General features: G+C 64.7%; 21 protein-coding genes. 6 read left to right on the forward strand and 15 right to left on the reverse strand.

The genetic code is table 11. From position 1 onward, the window contains the following. Window positions 1-222: 222 nt before the first annotated feature. From AC3XQU_RS03325 to AC3XQU_RS03345, 5 genes are all read right to left on the reverse strand, one after another. Window positions 223-1584, reverse strand: a complete 1362-nt coding sequence (locus tag AC3XQU_RS03325; protein WP_489872698.1) for a TolC family outer membrane protein — start codon at window positions 1582-1584, stop codon at window positions 223-225. A 39-nt stretch (window positions 1585-1623) separates the two neighbouring features. Then, complete coding sequence (locus AC3XQU_RS03330) at window positions 1624-1947, reverse strand: rhodanese-like domain-containing protein (RefSeq protein WP_489872699.1); 324 nt, start codon at window positions 1945-1947, stop codon at window positions 1624-1626. 7 nt (window positions 1948-1954) lie between these two features. Next, a complete protein-coding gene (locus AC3XQU_RS03335; protein ID WP_489872700.1) occupies window positions 1955-2608 on the reverse strand; it encodes a protein-L-isoaspartate O-methyltransferase family protein in 654 nt (217 codons plus the stop codon). 162 nt (window positions 2609-2770) lie between these two features. Next, the gene (locus tag AC3XQU_RS03340; protein ID WP_489872701.1) at window positions 2771-3415 is read right to left on the reverse strand and encodes a TetR/AcrR family transcriptional regulator; all 645 of its coding nucleotides are present in this window, start codon (window positions 3413-3415) and stop codon (window positions 2771-2773) included. A 116-nt stretch (window positions 3416-3531) separates the two neighbouring features. Continuing rightward, window positions 3532-4422, reverse strand: coding sequence for an SDR family oxidoreductase (locus tag AC3XQU_RS03345; protein ID WP_489872702.1), 891 nt, complete (start codon window positions 4420-4422; stop codon window positions 3532-3534). 114 nt (window positions 4423-4536) lie between these two features. On the opposite strand from AC3XQU_RS03345, the gene AC3XQU_RS03350 reads away from it, so the two are divergent. After that, window positions 4537-4824 (forward strand): YkgJ family cysteine cluster protein, encoded by a 288-nt coding sequence (locus AC3XQU_RS03350; RefSeq protein WP_489872703.1) that lies wholly within the window; start codon window positions 4537-4539, stop codon window positions 4822-4824. Between the two features lie 7 nt (window positions 4825-4831). Here the strand turns inward: AC3XQU_RS03350 and AC3XQU_RS03355 are convergent, their stop codons facing one another. Next, window positions 4832-5041: a hypothetical protein gene (locus AC3XQU_RS03355; protein WP_489872704.1), complete on the reverse strand. Its 210-nt coding sequence runs from the start codon at window positions 5039-5041 to the stop codon at window positions 4832-4834. An 82-nt stretch (window positions 5042-5123) separates the two neighbouring features. Continuing rightward, window positions 5124-5531 carry a hypothetical protein gene (locus AC3XQU_RS03360; RefSeq protein WP_489872705.1) on the reverse strand — a complete coding sequence of 136 codons (408 nt, stop codon included), beginning with the start codon at window positions 5529-5531 and terminating at the stop codon, window positions 5124-5126. Window positions 5532-5789: 258 nt separating this feature from the next. On the opposite strand from AC3XQU_RS03360, the gene AC3XQU_RS03365 reads away from it, so the two are divergent. The 3 genes from AC3XQU_RS03365 to AC3XQU_RS03375 are packed head-to-tail and all read left to right on the forward strand — an operon-like array spanning window position 5790 to window position 9813. Continuing rightward, the gene (locus AC3XQU_RS03365; RefSeq protein WP_489872706.1) at window positions 5790-6623 is read left to right on the forward strand and encodes an undecaprenyl-diphosphate phosphatase; all 834 of its coding nucleotides are present in this window, start codon (window positions 5790-5792) and stop codon (window positions 6621-6623) included. Between the two features lie 29 nt (window positions 6624-6652). Next, window positions 6653-8476, forward strand: a complete 1824-nt coding sequence (gene recQ / locus AC3XQU_RS03370) for a DNA helicase RecQ (RefSeq protein ID WP_489872707.1) — start codon at window positions 6653-6655, stop codon at window positions 8474-8476. Between the two features lie 38 nt (window positions 8477-8514). Further along, window positions 8515-9813: a sugar MFS transporter gene (locus tag AC3XQU_RS03375; protein ID WP_489872708.1), complete on the forward strand. Its 1299-nt coding sequence runs from the start codon at window positions 8515-8517 to the stop codon at window positions 9811-9813. A gap of 58 nt (window positions 9814-9871) precedes the next feature. Here the strand turns inward: AC3XQU_RS03375 and trmB are convergent, their stop codons facing one another. Beyond that, window positions 9872-10552, reverse strand: coding sequence for a tRNA (guanosine(46)-N7)-methyltransferase TrmB (gene trmB, locus AC3XQU_RS03380; RefSeq protein ID WP_489872740.1), 681 nt, complete (start codon window positions 10550-10552; stop codon window positions 9872-9874). A 182-nt stretch (window positions 10553-10734) separates the two neighbouring features. Between trmB and AC3XQU_RS03385 the strand changes: the two genes are divergently transcribed. Continuing rightward, entirely contained in the window at window positions 10735-11850 is a 1116-nt protein-coding gene (locus AC3XQU_RS03385; RefSeq protein WP_489872709.1) for a succinylglutamate desuccinylase/aspartoacylase family protein, read from the forward strand. Here AC3XQU_RS03385 and AC3XQU_RS03390 read toward each other — a convergent pair. Together AC3XQU_RS03390 and AC3XQU_RS03395 are read right to left on the reverse strand one after the other, a co-directional pair. Then, window positions 11840-12502 (reverse strand): DUF6064 family protein, encoded by a 663-nt coding sequence (locus AC3XQU_RS03390; protein ID WP_489872710.1) that lies wholly within the window; start codon window positions 12500-12502, stop codon window positions 11840-11842. The two genes, AC3XQU_RS03385 and AC3XQU_RS03390, sit on opposite strands and share 11 nt — an antisense overlap. Beyond that, window positions 12499-13410: an aldo/keto reductase gene (locus AC3XQU_RS03395; protein WP_489872711.1), complete on the reverse strand. Its 912-nt coding sequence runs from the start codon at window positions 13408-13410 to the stop codon at window positions 12499-12501. Before AC3XQU_RS03395 ends, AC3XQU_RS03390 begins: the two co-directional genes overlap by 4 nt. A gap of 101 nt (window positions 13411-13511) precedes the next feature. Between AC3XQU_RS03395 and AC3XQU_RS03400 the strand changes: the two genes are divergently transcribed. Beyond that, a complete protein-coding gene (locus AC3XQU_RS03400; RefSeq protein ID WP_489872712.1) occupies window positions 13512-14789 on the forward strand; it encodes a sialidase family protein in 1278 nt (425 codons plus the stop codon). Window positions 14790-14880: 91 nt separating this feature from the next. Here AC3XQU_RS03400 and AC3XQU_RS03405 read toward each other — a convergent pair whose 3' ends face one another. From AC3XQU_RS03405 to AC3XQU_RS03425, 5 genes are all read right to left on the reverse strand, one after another. Then, window positions 14881-15192, reverse strand: coding sequence for an antibiotic biosynthesis monooxygenase family protein (locus tag AC3XQU_RS03405; protein ID WP_489872713.1), 312 nt, complete (start codon window positions 15190-15192; stop codon window positions 14881-14883). Between the two features lie 86 nt (window positions 15193-15278). Continuing rightward, window positions 15279-15767, reverse strand: coding sequence for a DUF2726 domain-containing protein (locus AC3XQU_RS03410; RefSeq protein WP_489872714.1), 489 nt, complete (start codon window positions 15765-15767; stop codon window positions 15279-15281). 114 nt (window positions 15768-15881) lie between these two features. Beyond that, a complete protein-coding gene (locus AC3XQU_RS03415) occupies window positions 15882-16214 on the reverse strand; it encodes a YnfA family protein (RefSeq protein ID WP_489872715.1) in 333 nt (110 codons plus the stop codon). 355 nt (window positions 16215-16569) lie between these two features. Next, a complete protein-coding gene (locus AC3XQU_RS03420; RefSeq protein ID WP_489872716.1) occupies window positions 16570-16848 on the reverse strand; it encodes a hypothetical protein in 279 nt (92 codons plus the stop codon). A 576-nt stretch (window positions 16849-17424) separates the two neighbouring features. Further along, window positions 17425-17682: IS3 family transposase (locus tag AC3XQU_RS03425; RefSeq protein ID WP_489872717.1), on the reverse strand; the 258-nt coding region annotated here is incomplete at its 5' end.

Raw genomic sequence — 17682 nt, forward strand, 5'->3', positions numbered from 1 at the left:
CCGGGTGACAGGCGGGCTCGGCCGGCATGCCACGGGGGGAGTACTTAACGTTGTCAGTTTATCAGCTTTATAAAAAAACCCACGCGCGCGTTTCTTGTCGTGCGTCAACTATTCAGTCTTAAAATCAAGGACTTAAGGCGTTCTCCAAAGAAAAAGCCCGAACCTCCACGGTTCGGGCTTGTTTAACATTCTGCCGGCGCAGGCCGGGCCTGCGCAGCGACCTTATTTGGCGAGCAGGTTGTTCACCGCCGCCAGGTCCGCTTCGCGCAGCGAGCCGGAAGCCGCCTTCAGGCGCAGGCCGTTCAGGATGGTGTCGTAGCGGGCGCGCGACAGGTCGGTGCGGGTCGAGTACAGCTGGCGCTGGGCGTTGAGCACGTCGATGTTGATGCGCACGCCGACCTGGTAGCCGAGCTTGTTCGAGTCGAGCGCCGACTGGCTCGACACTTCCGCCGCTTCCAGCGCCTTGACCTGGGCCATGCCGCTGTTCACGCCGAGATAGGCCTGGCGCGCCTGCAGGGCGGCCTGGCGGCGGGTCGCTTCCAGGTCGTTGCGCGCCTTGTCTTCGAGGGCGATCGATTCGCGCACGCGGCTGGTCACGCCGAAGCCGTTGAAGATCGGGACGGCGAACTGCACGCCGATGCCGTTGTTCTTGGCCACGCCCGAGCTGTTGAGCTGGCCGCCGACGTCGCGGCGGGTCGACGCCGCCACCAGGTCGAGGGTTGGATAGTGGCCGGCACGGTTGCGCGAGATTTCGCGGCGCGCCAGTTCCACCTGCAGCTGCGAGACGGTCACGCCATAGTTCTGGGTCTCGGCCGAGGTGACCCATGGGTCCGGCGAGGCAGGCGATGGCGGGGCCAGGGTGATGCCCGGCTTGAGCGGCGCCAGCGCGCTCGGGGCGGCGCCGATGATCGCCTGCAGCGCGTTGTTCTTGTTGTCCAGATCGTTCACTGCCGCGAATTCCTGGGCGATCACCAGGTCATACGCCGCCTGCGCTTCGTGGGTGTCGGTGATGGTCTGGGTGCCGACCTCGAAGTTGCGCTTGGCCGAGGCCAGCTGCTCGGTCACGGCGGTCTTCTGCGCGCGGGTCGATTCCAGCTTGTCCTGGGCGGCCAGCACGTCGAAATAGGCTTGCGCCACGCGGGTGATCAGGTCTTGCTGGGCCTGGGCGAACTGCGCCTCGGCCACGGCCTGCTGCAGCTTGCTCTGCTGGTAGGTCTGCCATGCGGCCCAGCGGAACAGGGGCTGGGTCAGCGCCAGCGTGTATTCGGTGGTGCGCACGTTCGAGCCGCTGGACACCACCAGCGTCGGTGCGCCGGTGATCGGGTTGGTGACGGTCTGCCCCTCGTTCCAGGGATTGTTGTCGGCGTCGTTCTTGATGCTGCTGCCGGTGATGCCCACCGTCGGCAGCAGGCCTGCGCGCCCCTGTACGATCCGTTCCCGGCCGGCGGCGGCCGACGCGCGTGCGCTGGCAAACGTGGCGTCGTTGGCCAGTGCCTGCTGGTACACCTGGATCAGGTCGGCCGCGCTTGCATTCAGCGAGAACAAGGCGCTGGCAACCAGCACGGCGATAAGGGGTTTCTGCATTGCATTCTCCACAGGAGTCATCAAAAGTTAGGATGCAGGTCAGTACTTCGGCATCGAAGGATCGACCTGTACGGCCCAGGCGTGTACCCCGCCCGTCAAATTCGTTACGTTCGTAAATCCGTTCCGTTCCAAAAAGGCCGCAACCTGCATGCTGCGCGCCCCATGGTGGCAAATGCAGACGATCTCGCGATCGTCGTCCAGTTCGCCTACCCGGATCGGAATCAGGTGCATCGGGATCTGGGTCGAACCTGCGATATGGCAGGTGGCGAACTCCCAGTTCTCGCGCACGTCCAGCAGCAGCGGCTGCTCGGCCGTCTCGTCCGCCAGCCTTGCGGCCAGCTCGGGTGCGCTCACGTGCTGCATCGCGTCCTCAGAACTGGAAGCGCGACGGCGTTTGCGCGCCCGTCAGCGTCTTGACATTGGTCTCGAACAGCTTGACCGTGTCGTATGCCGTTTCCGACACGCGGGTGATGATATTGAAGCTCATCGCCGGCGCATCGCCCAGGATCACCGCCAGGCGGCCACCCACCTTGACCTGCTGCAGCAGCGCTTCCGGCAGCACCGGCAGCCCGGCCGACACCACGATGACGTCATAGGGCGCGCCCTTGGTCCAGCCCTGGGCGCCGTCGCCCAGCTCGACGGTCACGTTGCTCACGCCGGCCTTGGCCAGGTTCTGCTCGGCCAGGGCTTTCGTCTCCGGCAGGATCTCGACGGTGGTCACGTGGCGCGCCTTGTGCGCCAGCAGTGCCGCCATATAGCCCGAACCGGCGCCGATCTCCAGCACGGTCTCGTGCTTCTTGACCGCGACCTCCTGCACGATGCGTGCTTCGACCTTCGGGGTGAACATCGCCTCGCCGCCCGGCAGCGGGATCTCGACGTCGGCGAATGCCAGGTTTTCATAGGCAGCCGGCACGAACTTTTCGCGCTTGACGACGTGCAGCAGGTCGAGCACGTCCTGGTCAAGCACGTTCCAGGGGCGGATCTGCTGTTCGATCATGTTGAAGCGGGCTTGTTCGATATTCATCTGAGTTCTCGGTGGAAAAATAAATAATCCGATATTTTATCGTTGAACGGCCTCAGGACGCACATCTTAGCGATGGGCTCCCCAAGACAGGGGAAATTGCGACAGTCTGCAGTTTAGAGGGGTTGAACGCCAAAAAAACGACCGCCTGGCGTAAGTGGCAACTTAGTTGTCGGGCGGAAGCAGGCCGTGCAGGGCCATGTCGAGGAAGGCGTCGATGAAGGCCAGCGGCTGCAGCTCACCGGCGTCGCAGGGCGCCACCGCGCAATGCTTCCAGGTATTGAGCATCATCATCGGTGCAATCAAGACCTGGGTCAGCTGCGGGATATCGATATTGCGGAACTCGCCGCGGCTCACGCCTCGCTCGAGCATGCTGGAAATCATGCGGGTGCCGCGGCGGGTGACTTCTTCCTGGTAGAACTTGGCCAGCTCGGGGAAATTGCCGGCTTCGGCCAAAATCAGCTTGCTGATGCCGGAGGCCTTGCTCTGGCCGATCCGCGCCCACCAGCTCAGCATGACATGGCGCAGCAGGTCGGCGCTGTGGCCTTCGAATTCCGCCACCGACACTTCGGCTTCGCCCAGGAAGGGCACGATGCTCTCGCGTACGACCGCCTTGAACAGCTCTTCCTTGTTGGTGTAGTACAGGTAGAGCGTGCCCTTGGACACGCCGGCCCGGCGGGCCACGTCTTCCAGCCGGGTGGCGGCGAAACCGCGCTCGACGAACAGGTCGATGGCAGCAGCCAGGAGCTCCTGGGGACGGGCATCCTTGCGGCGCTCCCAGCGCGGCTTGCTGTCGAATGAGCATTCCATGTTACTGCCTAGAAACCAACTGAGGAGCCATCGAATATAGACGGGGCTTGTCACTCAGTCAAGCAAACGTTGTGATATCGAAACTGTCAATATAAACAGGTATTTACGCGCACCGGCTAACCCGAATCCGGCCCATAGATGCGGCCGGTGGCGCGCGAGGCGTATAGACCGCCGTCGGGATTGCGCGGCGGCATGTCCTGTTGCTGGCGCGGCACCTGGATCACCGACAGGCGGTCGACCAGACCGGGCACGAGCTTCTCCATCATGACGTCGAGCTCGGCCATGAGGCCGACGCGCACGGTGCGCATCGGCACCACGGCCGCGTGCAGGATGGCGGCCGCCACCTCGTGGGGATCGACTCGGGGCGCAGGCAACTTCGGTTCGCGGTCCATGTAGTTGCGTGCATGGGCGGGTAGCGGCGTATCGACCGCGGTGGGCTCGATCAGGGTAATCGACACCGGCGCCCCGTCGACCTGCTCGACCTCGATGCGCAGCGCATCGGTAAATCCCTTGACGGCATGCTTGCTGGCCGAATACATGCCCTGCATCGGGATCGCCAGCTCGGACGCTTCGCTGCCCACATTGATCAAGGCCCCGCCGCCCTGGCGCAGATAGGGCAGCGCCACCAGCGAGCCATGCACCATGCCCCAGAAATTGATGTCGAACAGGCGCCGGCTGTCTTCTTCGCTGACCTGGTCGAGGCGCCCGTAGATGGTGCCGCCCGCATTGTTGACCCAGGTATCGATGCGGCCGAAGCGCTGGATGGCGGCCTGCGCAATGCGCTCCACCTGGGCCCGGTCGGCCACGTCGGCGACGACGGCAATGGCCTCGAAGCCAACTTCCTTGAGGCCTTCGACGACCGCCTCGAGCACAGCGCCGCCGCGCGCGGCCAGCACCAGCTTGGCGCCCTGCCTGGCCGCCTCTTGTGCGGTGGCCAGGCCGATGCCGCTGGAGGCGCCGGTGATGACCATCACTTGACGGTTCAGGGGTTTGAGGGGACTGGACATGGACTCTCCTGCATGTGGCCCGCACTATGCGATGCGCATTAGCCACAAGCTAGCAGGAAAACGCGCGGCGACGCGCCCGCTTTGGGGGCACGGGGAGGTATACTCCTGCCTCCCATGAGCGCCCTCCTTTCAACCGCCACCGTGCAATGCCGCGACCACTGCGGCGCCTGCTGCACCGCGCCCTCGATCACCAGCCCGATCCCCGGCATGCCCGAGGGGAAGCCGGCCGGCGTGCGCTGCGTGCAATTGGCTGAGGATAATCGCTGCCGTATCTTCGGCAAGCCGGAGCGGCCGGCGTTTTGCGGCGGCTTGCAGCCTTCGGCAGAGATGTGCGGGGACAGCCGGGAATATGCGATCCGCTGGCTGGATGAACTGGAACGGGCAACGGCGCCCTCCTGTTGAAGGCAGTCTATCCCGTCTTGTCGTCCGCCCCGGGTTCCGGCATCGCCAGGCCGAATCGCTTTTTCTTCTTTTTCACGACGACAGTCTGCTCCTGCGCCGCCTTGATGGCGGGCGGCGGTGCGACCGGCAGGGGAAATCCAAGGAAGACCATCACGAGCAAGATCGGCAGCAGGAGAAAGAACAGCGGCCGTTTCCAGTGTAGTTTCTGTTTTAGCATGCCCGGAAGATAGTGCTGGCTGCCGTAAACACAAGCACGGACAGTTACCCAGAGAGGGTAACTTGCAGGCAAGCTCGTTCGCTTACGCTGCCAGCTTGCCGCTCGCCTGCTGCACGCGCTGGAACAGGCCGCCCAGGGTCAGCCCTTCGTGCCAGATATCGTCGAGCATCAGGCCGTATTTGTCGCGCAGGGCCCTGGCCAGGGTCTCGATTTCGGTCGCGTCCGGCAGCCAGCGGGTCGGATTGACCGCGCGATAGATGCCGAGCACCTCGTCGTCCGGGCGGAAATGCGACTGCTCGCTCTCGCGGAACGAAAAAGCGGACACGAACAGCGACAGGAAGTCGCGGATGTCTTTGCGGGAAGCACCAGGGAAGCTGCTGCGCCAAGCCCGGCCCTGGTAGGGGCGGTAACGCAACTGGTTGGGCTTGTGCCAACCGTTGAATGCGGCCCAGGCAAGGGCGGCAAGGATCAGGACAACAAGAAGACTCATGCAGGGATGAGGACAACGAAAATACTCATGCGCTTGAGTGTAGCACGCGTTTTCGGCGGCGGCGCACGAAACAATTTCGTTGCCGCCGCGTCAGTTGTAACCCGGCGGCAAGGCGCGCGCGGTACAATCTTGCGCCGGGCACAGCTGCGGGCCGGAACAGCCCCGGCGCAGCCTGTGCCCATGGTAAGCTTCGACCCCGCCGGTTAGCCCACGGTCCATCCCAATACCGCTTTCACCCACACTGACTGTCACGCATTCATGGATATTCTTCTCGCCATCAAGGCGATCATCATGGGCCTGGTCGAGGGCTTTACCGAGTTCCTGCCGATCTCGTCCACTGGGCACCTGATCCTGGCGGGCAGCCTGCTCAATTTCACCGGCGAAAAGGTCAAGGTCTTCGAGATCGCGATCCAGGCCGGCGCCATGCTGGCCGTGATCTGGGAATACCGCCAGCGCATCGCCACCGTCTTTTCCGGTCTCGGCTCCGACCGCAAGCAGCAGAAATTCGTGGCCAACCTGGTGATTGCCTTCATCCCGGCGGCCGTGCTCGGCTTCCTGTTCAACAAGATGATCAAGGCCGAACTGTTCACGCCGGTGCCGGTCGCGACCGCCTTCATCGTCGGCGGCCTCATCATCTTGTGGGTGGAACGCCGCCAGGCGCGCACCAACCGTCCGGCACGCGTCGAAAGCGTGGACGACATGGGCTTCGACGATGCGCTGAAAGTCGGCCTGGCGCAGGCCTTCGCGCTGATCCCGGGCACCAGCCGTTCCGGCGCGACCATCATTGGCGGCATGCTGTTCGGCCTGTCGCGCAAGGCGGCCACCGAATTCTCCTTCTTCCTGGCGATCCCGACCCTGCTGGCGGCGACCGTGTATTCGGTGGTGAAGGAGCGCCACCTGCTGTCGATGGCCGACCTGCCGATGTTCGGCCTGGGCGGCCTGGCCGCGTTCGTCTCGGCCTTCCTGTGCGTGCGCTGGCTCCTGCGCTACATCAGCACGCACGACTTCACGATCTTCGCCTGGTACCGTATCGTATTCGGTATTCTCGTACTCGTGACCGCGCACTTCGACCTCGTCCAATGGGCCGAATGATCGGGCAGACCAGGCTGGTGAACTAAAGCATGACTTCAGAGCTTCAAACGCGCGCGCTGCACGTCCTCGAGACCGTCTTCGGCTATCCCGCCTTCCGCGGGCAGCAGGGGGAGATCGTCGAACACGTCGCCGGCGGCGGCGACGCCCTGGTCCTGATGCCGACCGGCGGCGGCAAGTCGCTGTGCTACCAGATCCCGGCGCTGCTGCGCGACGGGGTGGGCGTGGTCGTCTCGCCGCTGATCGCGCTGATGCAGGACCAGGTCGACGCGCTCGAAGAAGTGGGCGTGCGCGCCGCCTTCCTCAACTCCACCCAGACCTTCGAGGAAACCCTGCGCATCGAGCGCCTGGTGCGCAGTGGCGAGATCGACCTGGTCTACGTGGCGCCCGAGCGCCTGCTGACCCAGCGCTGCCTGGAACTGTTCGACGCCTCGACCATTTCGCTGTTCGCCATCGACGAGGCGCACTGCGTCTCGCAATGGGGCCACGACTTCCGGCCCGAATACATCCGCCTGTCGGTGCTGCACGAGCGCTACCCGACCATCCCGCGCATCGCGCTCACGGCCACGGCCGACCAGCAGACCCGCGACGAGATCGCGCATCGCCTGCAGCTGGACGATGCGCGCAAGTTCGTCTCTTCTTTTGATCGCCCGAACATCCGCTATTCGATCGTCGAGAAAACCACCGGCCGCAAGCAGCTGCTCGACTTCATCACCAGCGAGCACCCGCAGGATTCCGGCATCGTCTACTGCCTGTCGCGCAAAAAAGTCGAAGAGACCGCCGACTTCCTGAACCAGAACGGCATCCGCGCCCTGCCCTACCACGCCGGCATGGAGTACAGCGTGCGCGCCGCGAACCAGTCGCGTTTCCTGCGCGAAGACAACATCACGATGGTGGCCACCATTGCCTTCGGCATGGGCATCGACAAGCCGGACGTGCGCTACGTCTGCCACCTGGATTTGCCGAAAAGCCTCGAGGGCTACTACCAGGAGACCGGCCGCGCCGGCCGCGACGGCGCTCCCGCCAGCGCCTGGATGGCCTATGGCCTGCAGGACGTCGTGCTGCAACGCCGGATGATCGACGAGTCCGACGCCGACGAGACCTTCAAGCGCGTGCTGTCGATGAAGCTCGACGCCATGCTCGGCCTGTGCGAGACGCTCAGTTGCCGGCGCATGCGCCTGCTGGATTATTTCGGCGAGCGCTCCGGCCCCTGCGGCAACTGCGACACCTGCCTGATTCCGCCGGTACAGGTCGACGGCACCGTGCCGATGCAAAAGCTGCTCTCCACCGTCTACCGGGTCGACCAGCGCTTCGCCGCCGGCCACGTGATCGACGTGCTGCGCGGCGCCCAGACCGAGCGCATCAGCCAGTGGCACCACGACAAGCTCACCGTGTTCGGCGTCGGCGCCGACCGCTCCGAGCAGGAGTGGCGCGCCATTGCCCGCCAGGCCATCGCGCTGGGCTTCGTCACGGTCGACCACGACGCCTTCAGCTCGCTCAAGCTGACCGACGCCGCCCGCCCGGTGCTCAAGGGCGAGCAGAAGGTGCAGCTGCGCCAGTACCAGAAGCCGGTCAAGGCCAAGCGGCCGTCCTCGCGCGCCGCCGGCAGCTACGAGGAACTGGAACTGTCGCGCTCCGAGCAGGCCATCTTCGAGCGCCTGCGCACCTGGCGCATGGGCACCGCGCGCGAGCATGGCGTGCCGGCCTATGTCGTATTCCAGGATGCGACCCTGCGCGAGATCGCCAAGGGCAAGCCGACTTCGCTGGACGCCCTGCGCGGCGTCTCCGGCGTGGGCGAGAAGAAGCTGGTCTCGTATGGCGATGAAATCGTCGCCATCATCAACGAGATGATGTAGTGTCATGGGTTGATTCAGTCCAACCCAACGACACGCATATGGCCCTCCCCACTCCTACCAGCACCACCGCCTCGCCTGCCGCCGATGGCGCCGGCAAGATCCCCGACAATGCCGCCAGCCTGCAGACCTTCGTCTTCGCGCTGTTCTTCGTCTTCGGCGGCATCACCAGCCTGAACGACGTCATCATCCCCAAGCTGAAAGACCTGTTCACGCTCAGCTACGCCCAGGCGATGCTGGTGCAGTCGGCCTTCTTCGCTGCCTATTTCGTCGTGTCGATCCCGGCGGCCGCCATCGTCCAGCGCATCGGCTACATGCGCACCGCCGTCGCGGGCCTGGTCACGATGGCGCTGGGCTGCCTGCTGTTCATCCCCGCCTCGTCCTCCGGCATGTTCGCCACCTTCCTGCTGGCGCTGTTCGTGCTGGCGGCCGGCATCACCATCGTGCAGGTGGTGGCCAATCCGCTGATCTCGATGCTGGGCAAGCCGCAGACGGCCCACAGCCGCCTGACCTTTGCCCAGGCCTTCAATTCGCTGGGCACCACGGTGTTCCCGTACGTGGGCGCGATCCTGATCCTGGGTTCGCTGGCGACCGTCGACCCAACGACGCTCAGCGGCGCCGCGCTCGACGCCTTCCGCGAGGAAGAGACCCGCGTCGTGGTGCACACCTATATCGGCCTGGCGATCGCGCTGGCGCTGCTGGCCGGCGCCGTGTGGCTCAACCGCGGCAAGCTGGTGGAAACCCCGGCGCCGTCGGAGAGCATCCTGGGCGCCTTCGACCTGCTCAAGCAGCCGCGCTTCGCGCGCGGCGCGCTGTGCATCTTCCTGTACGTGGGCGCGGAAGTGGCGATCGGCTCGATCATCGTCAACTACCTGATGGAAGCCGACGTGCTGGGCCTGGGCGCCGAGGCGGCCGGCAAGCACGTGCCGCTGTACTGGGGCGGTGCGATGGTGGGCCGCTTCATCGGCGCTGCCCTGCTGCGCATGTTCTCGCCGGGGAAAGTGCTGGCCTGCGCGGCGGGCATGACGATCCTGCTGCTGCTCGTGTCGGCCAATACCACTGGAACGGTATCCGGCTGGTCGCTCTTGGGGATCGGCCTGTTCAACTCGATCATGTTCCCGACCATCTTCTCGCTGGCCTGCGAAGGCCTGGGCACGCGCGCCGCGGAAGGCTCGGGCGTGATCTGCGTGGCGATCGTGGGCGGCGCCATCGTGCCGCTGATCACGGGCTTCGCGGCCGATGCCGCGGGGCTGAAGATGTCGCTGGCCGTGCCGGCGCTGTGCTATGCGGTGATCCTGTATTTCGGGCTGTATGCGAGGAAGCCCCACGCTGCAACGTAAACGCAAAACGCGCGCCTCGGCGCGCGTTTTTTGTATCCGCGCCAGCCGGCGCCGCATCTTACTTCTTGGTGAACACCAGGTCCCACACGCCGTGGCCCAGCTTGAGCCCGCGGTTCTCGAACTTGGTCAGCGGGCGGTAGGCCGGCTGCGGCGCATAGCCGTCTGCAGTGTTCTGCAGCGCCGGCTCGGCACCGAGCACGTCCAGCATCTGCACCGCATAGTCTTCCCAGTCGGTGGCGCAATGCAGGTAGCCGCCCGGCGCCAGCTTGTCGCACAAGACCTTCACGAACGGCGGCTGGATCAGGCGGCGCTTGTTGTGGCGCGCCTTGTGCCACGGGTCCGGGAAGAACACGTGCACGCCGTGCAGCGACCCGTCCGGGATCATGTTGGCCAGCACCTCGACCACGTCGTGCTGGACCAGGCGCAGGTTCTCGATGCCCTGCTCGCCGATCTGCTTGAGCAGGCTGCCCACGCCCGGCGTGTGCACCTCGACGCCGATGAAATCCTTTTCCGGCATCAGGCGCGCGATGTGCGCCGTGGTGTCGCCCATGCCGAAGCCGATCTCCAGCACCACCGGCGCCTTGCGGCCGAAGGCCGCTTCCATGTCGAGCGCTTCCTTCCTGTACTCGATCAGGAATTTCGGGCCGAGTTCTTCCAGCGCCCGCGCCTGCGCGGTCGACAGCCGTCCGGCGCGCGTGACGAAGCTGCGGATGCGGTGTTCGGTCGGGTCGTACAGCATGGGCCGCGCCGGGCCGTTGGTGGGCGTATCAGAAGACATGGGAGATGTGAGAGTGAGGAAAAACGGCTGCCATTATAGCCTAGCCGCTTGCCCGGGCCAGCGCCCCGGGGCGTGCGGATGCTCTTGCGCGCTATCCTGCATAATCGTGCTTTATCCCTCGCCGCACCGCCGGAGCCCCTGCCATGCATTCGACGAAACACCCGATCGCCCTCGATGACAATGTCGCGACCCTGCACCTGACCTCGCATCATTACGGCCAGGCCGGCGCCGGCAAGAAGGTGTACATCCAGGCCGCGATCCATGCCGACGAGGTGCCGGCCATGCTGGTCGCCCACCTGCTGCGCCAGCACCTGGAGCGGCTCGACGCCGAGGGCCGCGTCAAGGGCGAAGTCATCCTGGTCCCGGCGGCCAATCCGCTCGGGCTGTCGCAGGTGCTGCACGGCGCCCCGTTCGGGCGCTACGACCTCTCGACCGGCACCAACTTCAACCGCGCCTACCACCACGCCGCCGATGGGCTCAAGACGGCGCTCGCCGGCAAGTTGGGGCAGGACGCCGCCGCCAACGTGGCGCTGATCCGCATGGAGGCCAAGCGCGGCGTGGAAGCCTGGGCGCCGACCGACAACGCCGGCACGCTCAAGAAGACCCTGCTGGCGATGGCGATCGACGCCGACATCGTGCTCGACCTGCACTGCGATAACGAAGCGGTGCTGCACATGTACACCGGCACCCCGCTGGTGGACACGGTGCTGCCGCTGGCGGCGCTGATGGAATCGCGCGTGCTGCTGGTGGCCAAGGCCTCGGGCGGCGAAGCCTTCGACGAAGCCTGCAGCCGCCTGTGGTGGGACCTGGCCGAGCACTTTCCCGAGGCGGCGATTCCGCCGGCCTGCGCTGCCGTCACGGTCGAGCTGCGCGGGGAGCACGACGTCAGCTACGAGTATGCCGGCCAGGACGCCGCCGCCATCCTGCAATACCTGGCGCTGCAGGGCGTGCTCGACCTGCCCCTGCGTCCCCTGCCCAACGCCCTGTGCATCGCGACGCCGCTCGATGCCGTCGAGCCGCTGCATGCGCCGCACGCCGGCGTGCTGGTCTTCCACAAGAAGCTGGGCGACCGGGTCGAGGCGGGCGAGCCGATCGCCGACGTGGTCAACCCGGTCAGCGGCAAGGTGACGACGGTGGCCAGCAGCCATGCCGGCCTGCTGTTCGCCAGCACCGCGCACCGCCACCTGCTGCGCGGGATGCACATCTGCAAAGTCGCCGGCGAGGAATCCTTCCGCTCGGGCAGCCTGCTCAGCAGCTGAGTTTTTTTCGCGGCGCCAGCAGTGCCAATGCCACAGCCAAAACAGCGACGGCGGGCAGCAGCCAGGCCTGCGGCGCATGCAGTTCCTTCAGGGTCGCGCCGCTGGCGGCACTCCACAACACAGGGACGATCCACAACACCCAGGGCGCGCGCCAGCACAGCAGCGCGGCGAAGGTCGCCGCCACGGTCGGATCGGGCGCGATGGCGAACACCTCGGCCTGCCACAGGCTGCGGTTGTTCAGGGGCGCCAGCAATGGGTAGGCACATAGCGCCAGCGCCATGATGGCGATCGGCGCCCGCCTGGCCTTGCCGTCTCGTGCAAGCTGCCCTTGTCGCACCGCCATCCATGCCAGCAGCACCGCCTGCACGCCGAACGCCGCCGCGAAATACGGGGCGCCGGCGTTGATGTCCGCATAGCGCCCGGCGTGATAAGCCAAGGCGACCCAGGCCCAGCCGACCGCCAGCACGCCGAAGGCGATCGAGGATGAGCGCTTGCCCGGCCGCAGCATGCCATGGATGAGCAGCATCCCCGCGGCCAGCGCCACCAGGTGCAGCGGCCACACGGACCGGTTGAGCAGTTCGAACTGGCGAAAATAGGTTCGCGCCGAGAACATCAGGAAGTCCGACAGCGAATAGCTCCACCATTCGCTCATGCCAGCCTTTCGACATCCTGGACGATGCGCCGGCGCAGCGCCTCGTCGGGCAACGGGCCGGTCGCGGCCAGCAGGTTCTCGCGCACGTGGGCGACGCTGGATGTGGCGGGGATCGCGCAGGTCACGGCCGGATGCGCCACGATGAACTTGAGCAGCACCTGGGCCCAGCTGGTGCAGCCGATCTCCGCCGCCCAACCGGGCAGGCGCTTGCCGGCCAGCGCCTGCGTCAGGTCGCCCTGCCGGAACGGCCGGTTGACGATCACGCCGATGCGGCGCTCGCGCGCCAGCGGCAGGATGCGCTGCTCCACCTCGCGGTCCAGCGCGTTGTACGAGACCTGCACGAAATCGATTGGCTGGCTGGCCATGATCTTCAGGACGTCGGCATGGCGCCGGCCCTCCGAGGTGGTGATGCCGACATAGCGCAGCCGCCCTTCCCGCTTCATGCGCAGCAGCAGCGGCAGGTGCGCTTCCCAGGACAGCAGGTTATGCACCTGCAGCAGGTCGAAGCGCGGCACCCGCCACAGGCGGCGCGAGGCTTCCGCCTGCGCCGGGCCCTGCCCGCCCTCGCCGATCCACACCTTGTCGGCCGAGAACAGCTGCGCGGGCTTGAGCTTGCCCACCGCTTCGCCGATCACGTCCTGGGCCGAGCCGTACATGGGCGAGGAATCGATGAGCCGCCCGCCGCCGGCGAAGAACGCGCGCATCACCTCCGCGCAGTCGGCGCGCGCTTGAGGGTCGCGGCCGACGTTGAAGGTGATCCAGCTGCCCAGGCCGACCACCGGCAGCAGTTCGCCGGACGAGGCAATGGCGCGGGTCAGCAGCCCGGGGCGCGCCTGGCCATGGGCCAGCAGCGGCAGCGCGGCCAGCGCGGCCAGTACGGCGCGGCGGGATCGGGAGTCAGGCTGCATGCGGGCGCTCCTTGGCTGGCGAGGGGATTAGGATGCCAGCATACCGCGCCGGCGCCGGGCGCGGCGCAGGGACTGGCTGGCGCACCAGAACGGAGAAACCCATGCGTATCCATCCTGTCGTCCCAGTGTGTTTTAGTGCCCTGCTGGCCTGCCTTCCCGCGTTGTCGGCACCCGGCAGGCAAGAGCTGCAATGGTTGCCCGTCGTGGAGATCGCCAGCGGCGGCGGCGCCAAGGGACCGTGGCGGCAGAACGACTCGGACTACGATTATGTCGACGACGGCACGCCGGCCTTCCTGCCGGACGGCCGGCTCGCCGTGGCCTGGGTGGACCAGCGCCGCAAGGACGTGCTGCTGCAGGTGCTCGGCCCCGATGGCCGCCCGGTTGGTGCGCCGGTCAACGTCTCGCGCAACCCCGCCACCTTTTCCTGGCTGCCGCGCATCGTCGGCGCGGGGTCGGACACGGTCTACGTGCTGTGGCAGGAGATCATCTTCTCGGGCGGCTCGCATGGCGGCGACATCCTGTTCGCGTATTCGCCTGACGGCGGCCGCAGCTTTTCCGCGCCGCGCAACCTGTCGGCCTCACGCGGCGGCGACGGCAAGGGGCGCCTCGACCGCGACACCTGGTCGAACGGCAGCCTCGATCTCGCGGCCGGGCCGGACGGCATTGTGGTCGCGGCATGGACGGAATACGACGGGATGCTGTGGCTGGCGCGCTCGCGCGACGGCGGCCGCAGCTTTTCAAAGCCGCAGCATATGGCGGGCGATGCGAAACTGCCGGCGCGCGGCCCATCGCTGGCGATCGGGCCGGCCGGCCAGGTAGTGCTTGCCTGGACCGTCGGCGAAGATCCGGATGCCGATATTCGCGTCAGCCATTCGAGCGACGGCGGCGCGACGTTCTCGAAACCGGCGCTGATCGGTGCGAACGGGGCGCGGGCGGACGTGCCGCGCATCGCCATGGACCGCGGCGGCGCGCTGCACCTGGCCTATGTTGAACAGGGCGAAAACAGCCTGCCCGGCGTGCGCTACGCGCGCCCGGCTGGCCCGCATGCACGCTTCGGCGCACCGCGCACGTTGTTTTCTGATGGCGCGATCGGCTTGGATCTCGCTGTCGATGAATGGGGCCGCACGCATCTGGTATTGGAGCCTGCTTCACGCCGTGGCCTGAAGCATGCGTGCACGGCCGGTGCCGGCTTCGCAAGCCAAGCTGTTATCCCGCATAGCGAGCCCCCTGCAGGGCGCAACGGCAGCCAGCAGGGCGTCCTGGGCAGGAAACTTGCGGTGGGTCCGGGGGGAACGATCGCCGTCGTGAACAGCGTTCTGGTGCCGGGCATCGTCAGCCGCGTATGGGTCATGCGGGGACGTGTCGAAAAAGGTCCTTAAGCACGTCGGGAACAAGCCGCCGACTTGCGCCGGAAACCATGTGTATTCAACCGGTCAGTTCAGCCTTCGATCTTTTGGCCAGCCTGTTTTCTTATTCCGGAACTGGCGATGTCAAGAGGTCGGCAACGACGTCGCCTCGCAGTGGGCCATCGACGAGTTCGGCGCATTCACGCATCCGGTTTCGCAGCTCGACCATGCGTGCGGTAGGCTCGGGCTGTGTCGCCCAGATGCGCTCGGACGGCCATTGGGCGTACGCAAAATAATGGCCGTCGGCGCAGCGATGCAGGCGTGAACCCAGCCCGCCTCGCTCATCGCGTACGAGTTCGGTCAGTTCCCGCCATGCATGCTCGAAGTCTGGCTCACGGCCGGAGGCGACTTTCCATCTGAAGTAAATTGCGTGCATACGATGTCGTCTGGTTGGGCCGAAGGCGGCCATTTCGCTCAGCTTGCCGGGTAGTCACACCCGACACGCGCAGTCGTTCATTGTTATCACGCCGCAGCCGCTTCAGGGCTTGCATGGACCGCTGCCGGCAGTACCTTGGCACGCACCTCTACCGCTGTTGGCTTGCTGTTGGACTGAAACCGTATCGTTCGGATTCCGGCCTGTTGCAGGCGCGCATCACGCACCTCATCCTTCTTGCGCGAATGAGTTTTGTCGTCCAGCTCAACGACCGCGACAACCTGGCAGCTGCGATCGCACACGACATAATCCACACGCTGCTGGGCGATGCGAAGAAAATCGCTGTATGCGCGCTTCTTGTCCTTCGCAGCGGCCTGGATAAGGGCTGACAGAGCAACCTGAGGAAATATGTAATGTTCTGGCAGGGCGATGATCAACCGACCGAAAAATTCGGACTCGTTCTCCGTCATTAACTGACGAGGCTTGTAGGCGCCAGCTTTACTCGTTTTTTTGAACTGTGCCTGCCCGATTGCGATGACAATCAACACCACGACCAACACGATCAGAACAATTTTCATAACGGGGGACCCTCGACTCTGTTTTATCTTCCTTCATCGGCCGTCGAGGATAACAGGTCGCTGTAGCTGAAATAATCGCAGAGTGTCACGAAAGCCGTATTCAATTACCGCTCATCACACCCGCGGCTGCAGAGCGATCACCGACATGCCGACCAGGGCAATGACCCCACCCGCAATGTCCCAACGGGTCAGCTGCACACCGTCGACGAGATATAGCCACATCAAGGCGACCACAATGTACATTCCGCCATAGGCTGCATAGGTCCGTCCGGCCGCAGCCGGATGCAGGGTCAGCAGCCAGGCGAACAGGAACAGCGACAGGCCGCCCGGCAGAAGAAGCCACGCTGGCTTTGCTTGCTTCATCACCAGCCAGGGAAGGTAGCAGCCTACAATCTCTGCAAGCGCGGTGACGGCAAACAGCGCCGCGAGTTTCATCCACTCCAGCATGGGGTTTCCTGTCCTTGTTTTTGTGCTGGTTTATAACGACTGCGGGCGGCATATTTCGGACAGTCGAGGTCGACGAGCCGACCATCAGCTGGTCCAGATGCCGATACCCGCGGGTGAAACGAAGATTGGTGGAACCGGGGAGGTGCTATGGAGCGGGTGAAGGGAATCGAACCCTCGTCGTAAGCTTGGGAAGCCGCATCAGGAATCGCTCAACCATGCAGGTTCTCGCACGATTCCCGCTCCACAAAACCGTAGCGCAAGCACTGCTAAGACCCACTATCCATGCGGGTGCGAAAAATTTTGTGGAGCGCTGCGTCCGGTACCGACCCATTGCAAACGATCACGACACAGGTCTTTATGATTGCGCTTCGGCGAGTAGCTTGGCGTGTATGTCGTGAATCACAGAAGCACAAGAGCCGTTCATGGAGTCGAGCGTAATCCTAAGAGGAAAATCCTCGAACGTCAGGTAGAACGGCCTCCATTTGATCAAGACGATCCACATCCGCTCGACCGGCGTGTCGATTCGTTTGAGCACGATGCCGCCGAACTTTCGTACAAAGTCCGCAGCCTGATCCGGGAAGGTCTCCCAAGCCGTGTATTCAGTGATCGTCAGGCTCGGGTTCCCGGAAGCCATGGTCTCAATTGTGGGCGGCTGCATATGCCTCGGTTAGCGAAGATGGAAAGAAAAGTGAACGTCCGGTTGTGGCCGATCTCGGCCTTTGAGCTCAGCATAGCAGGTCGCCAGGACTGAAAGATCGCAGACTGTCACAAAGGGCCGGAACCGACCCAAAGCGGACGCCGAGTAATCAAGGCTCTCCTATCGACGTACGCGACGCAGCCGCTTTCCCGGAACACCTAAGTATCTGTCGGTTGACCGCCGACCGGAGGCATTTTCCACGGTAACTAGGAAGTGGGGCCGTACGCCGCGTCAGTTCCGAATCGGACTTGCAGAACATGAATGTCACTAGGTTCAACACCGTGCTTCGCACAGAATTCCGGAAGTACGCCCCTATAAAGGCAAACTGCGCGAGCGAGGCTTGCAGACACTGGCGAACCGGAAGTAGTGCCAGCCAGAAAATCTACCAGAATGAACCCTTCGGCTGAGGCAGCCGCTTCGGCGAAAACATCCATCGCATAGTATCCGACCAGAAGGCCAATTCCGCTCGCGAAGGAGTCTGCAAAGTTATGTCCATGAATCGCCACGGCTTTTCTAGACACTCGAGAGCCGCTGGAAATATTGCTTTTCAAACTCAACCGGCGACATGTCATTGCTGAAGCTGTGCCGACGCTTCGGATTGTAGAACATCTCGATATAGTCGAAGATGTCCTGCCTGGCCTCATCGCAGGTAATGTAGATCCGGCGGCGAACACGCTCCCGTTTCAATAACTGGAAAAAGCTCTCTGCGACAGCGTTGTCGTGGCAGTTGCCGCGTCGGCTCATGCTCTGTTCGAGGTTGTGCGCCTTCAG

It is taken from the genome of Telluria sp. AZSoR62, from assembly GCF_058111565.1.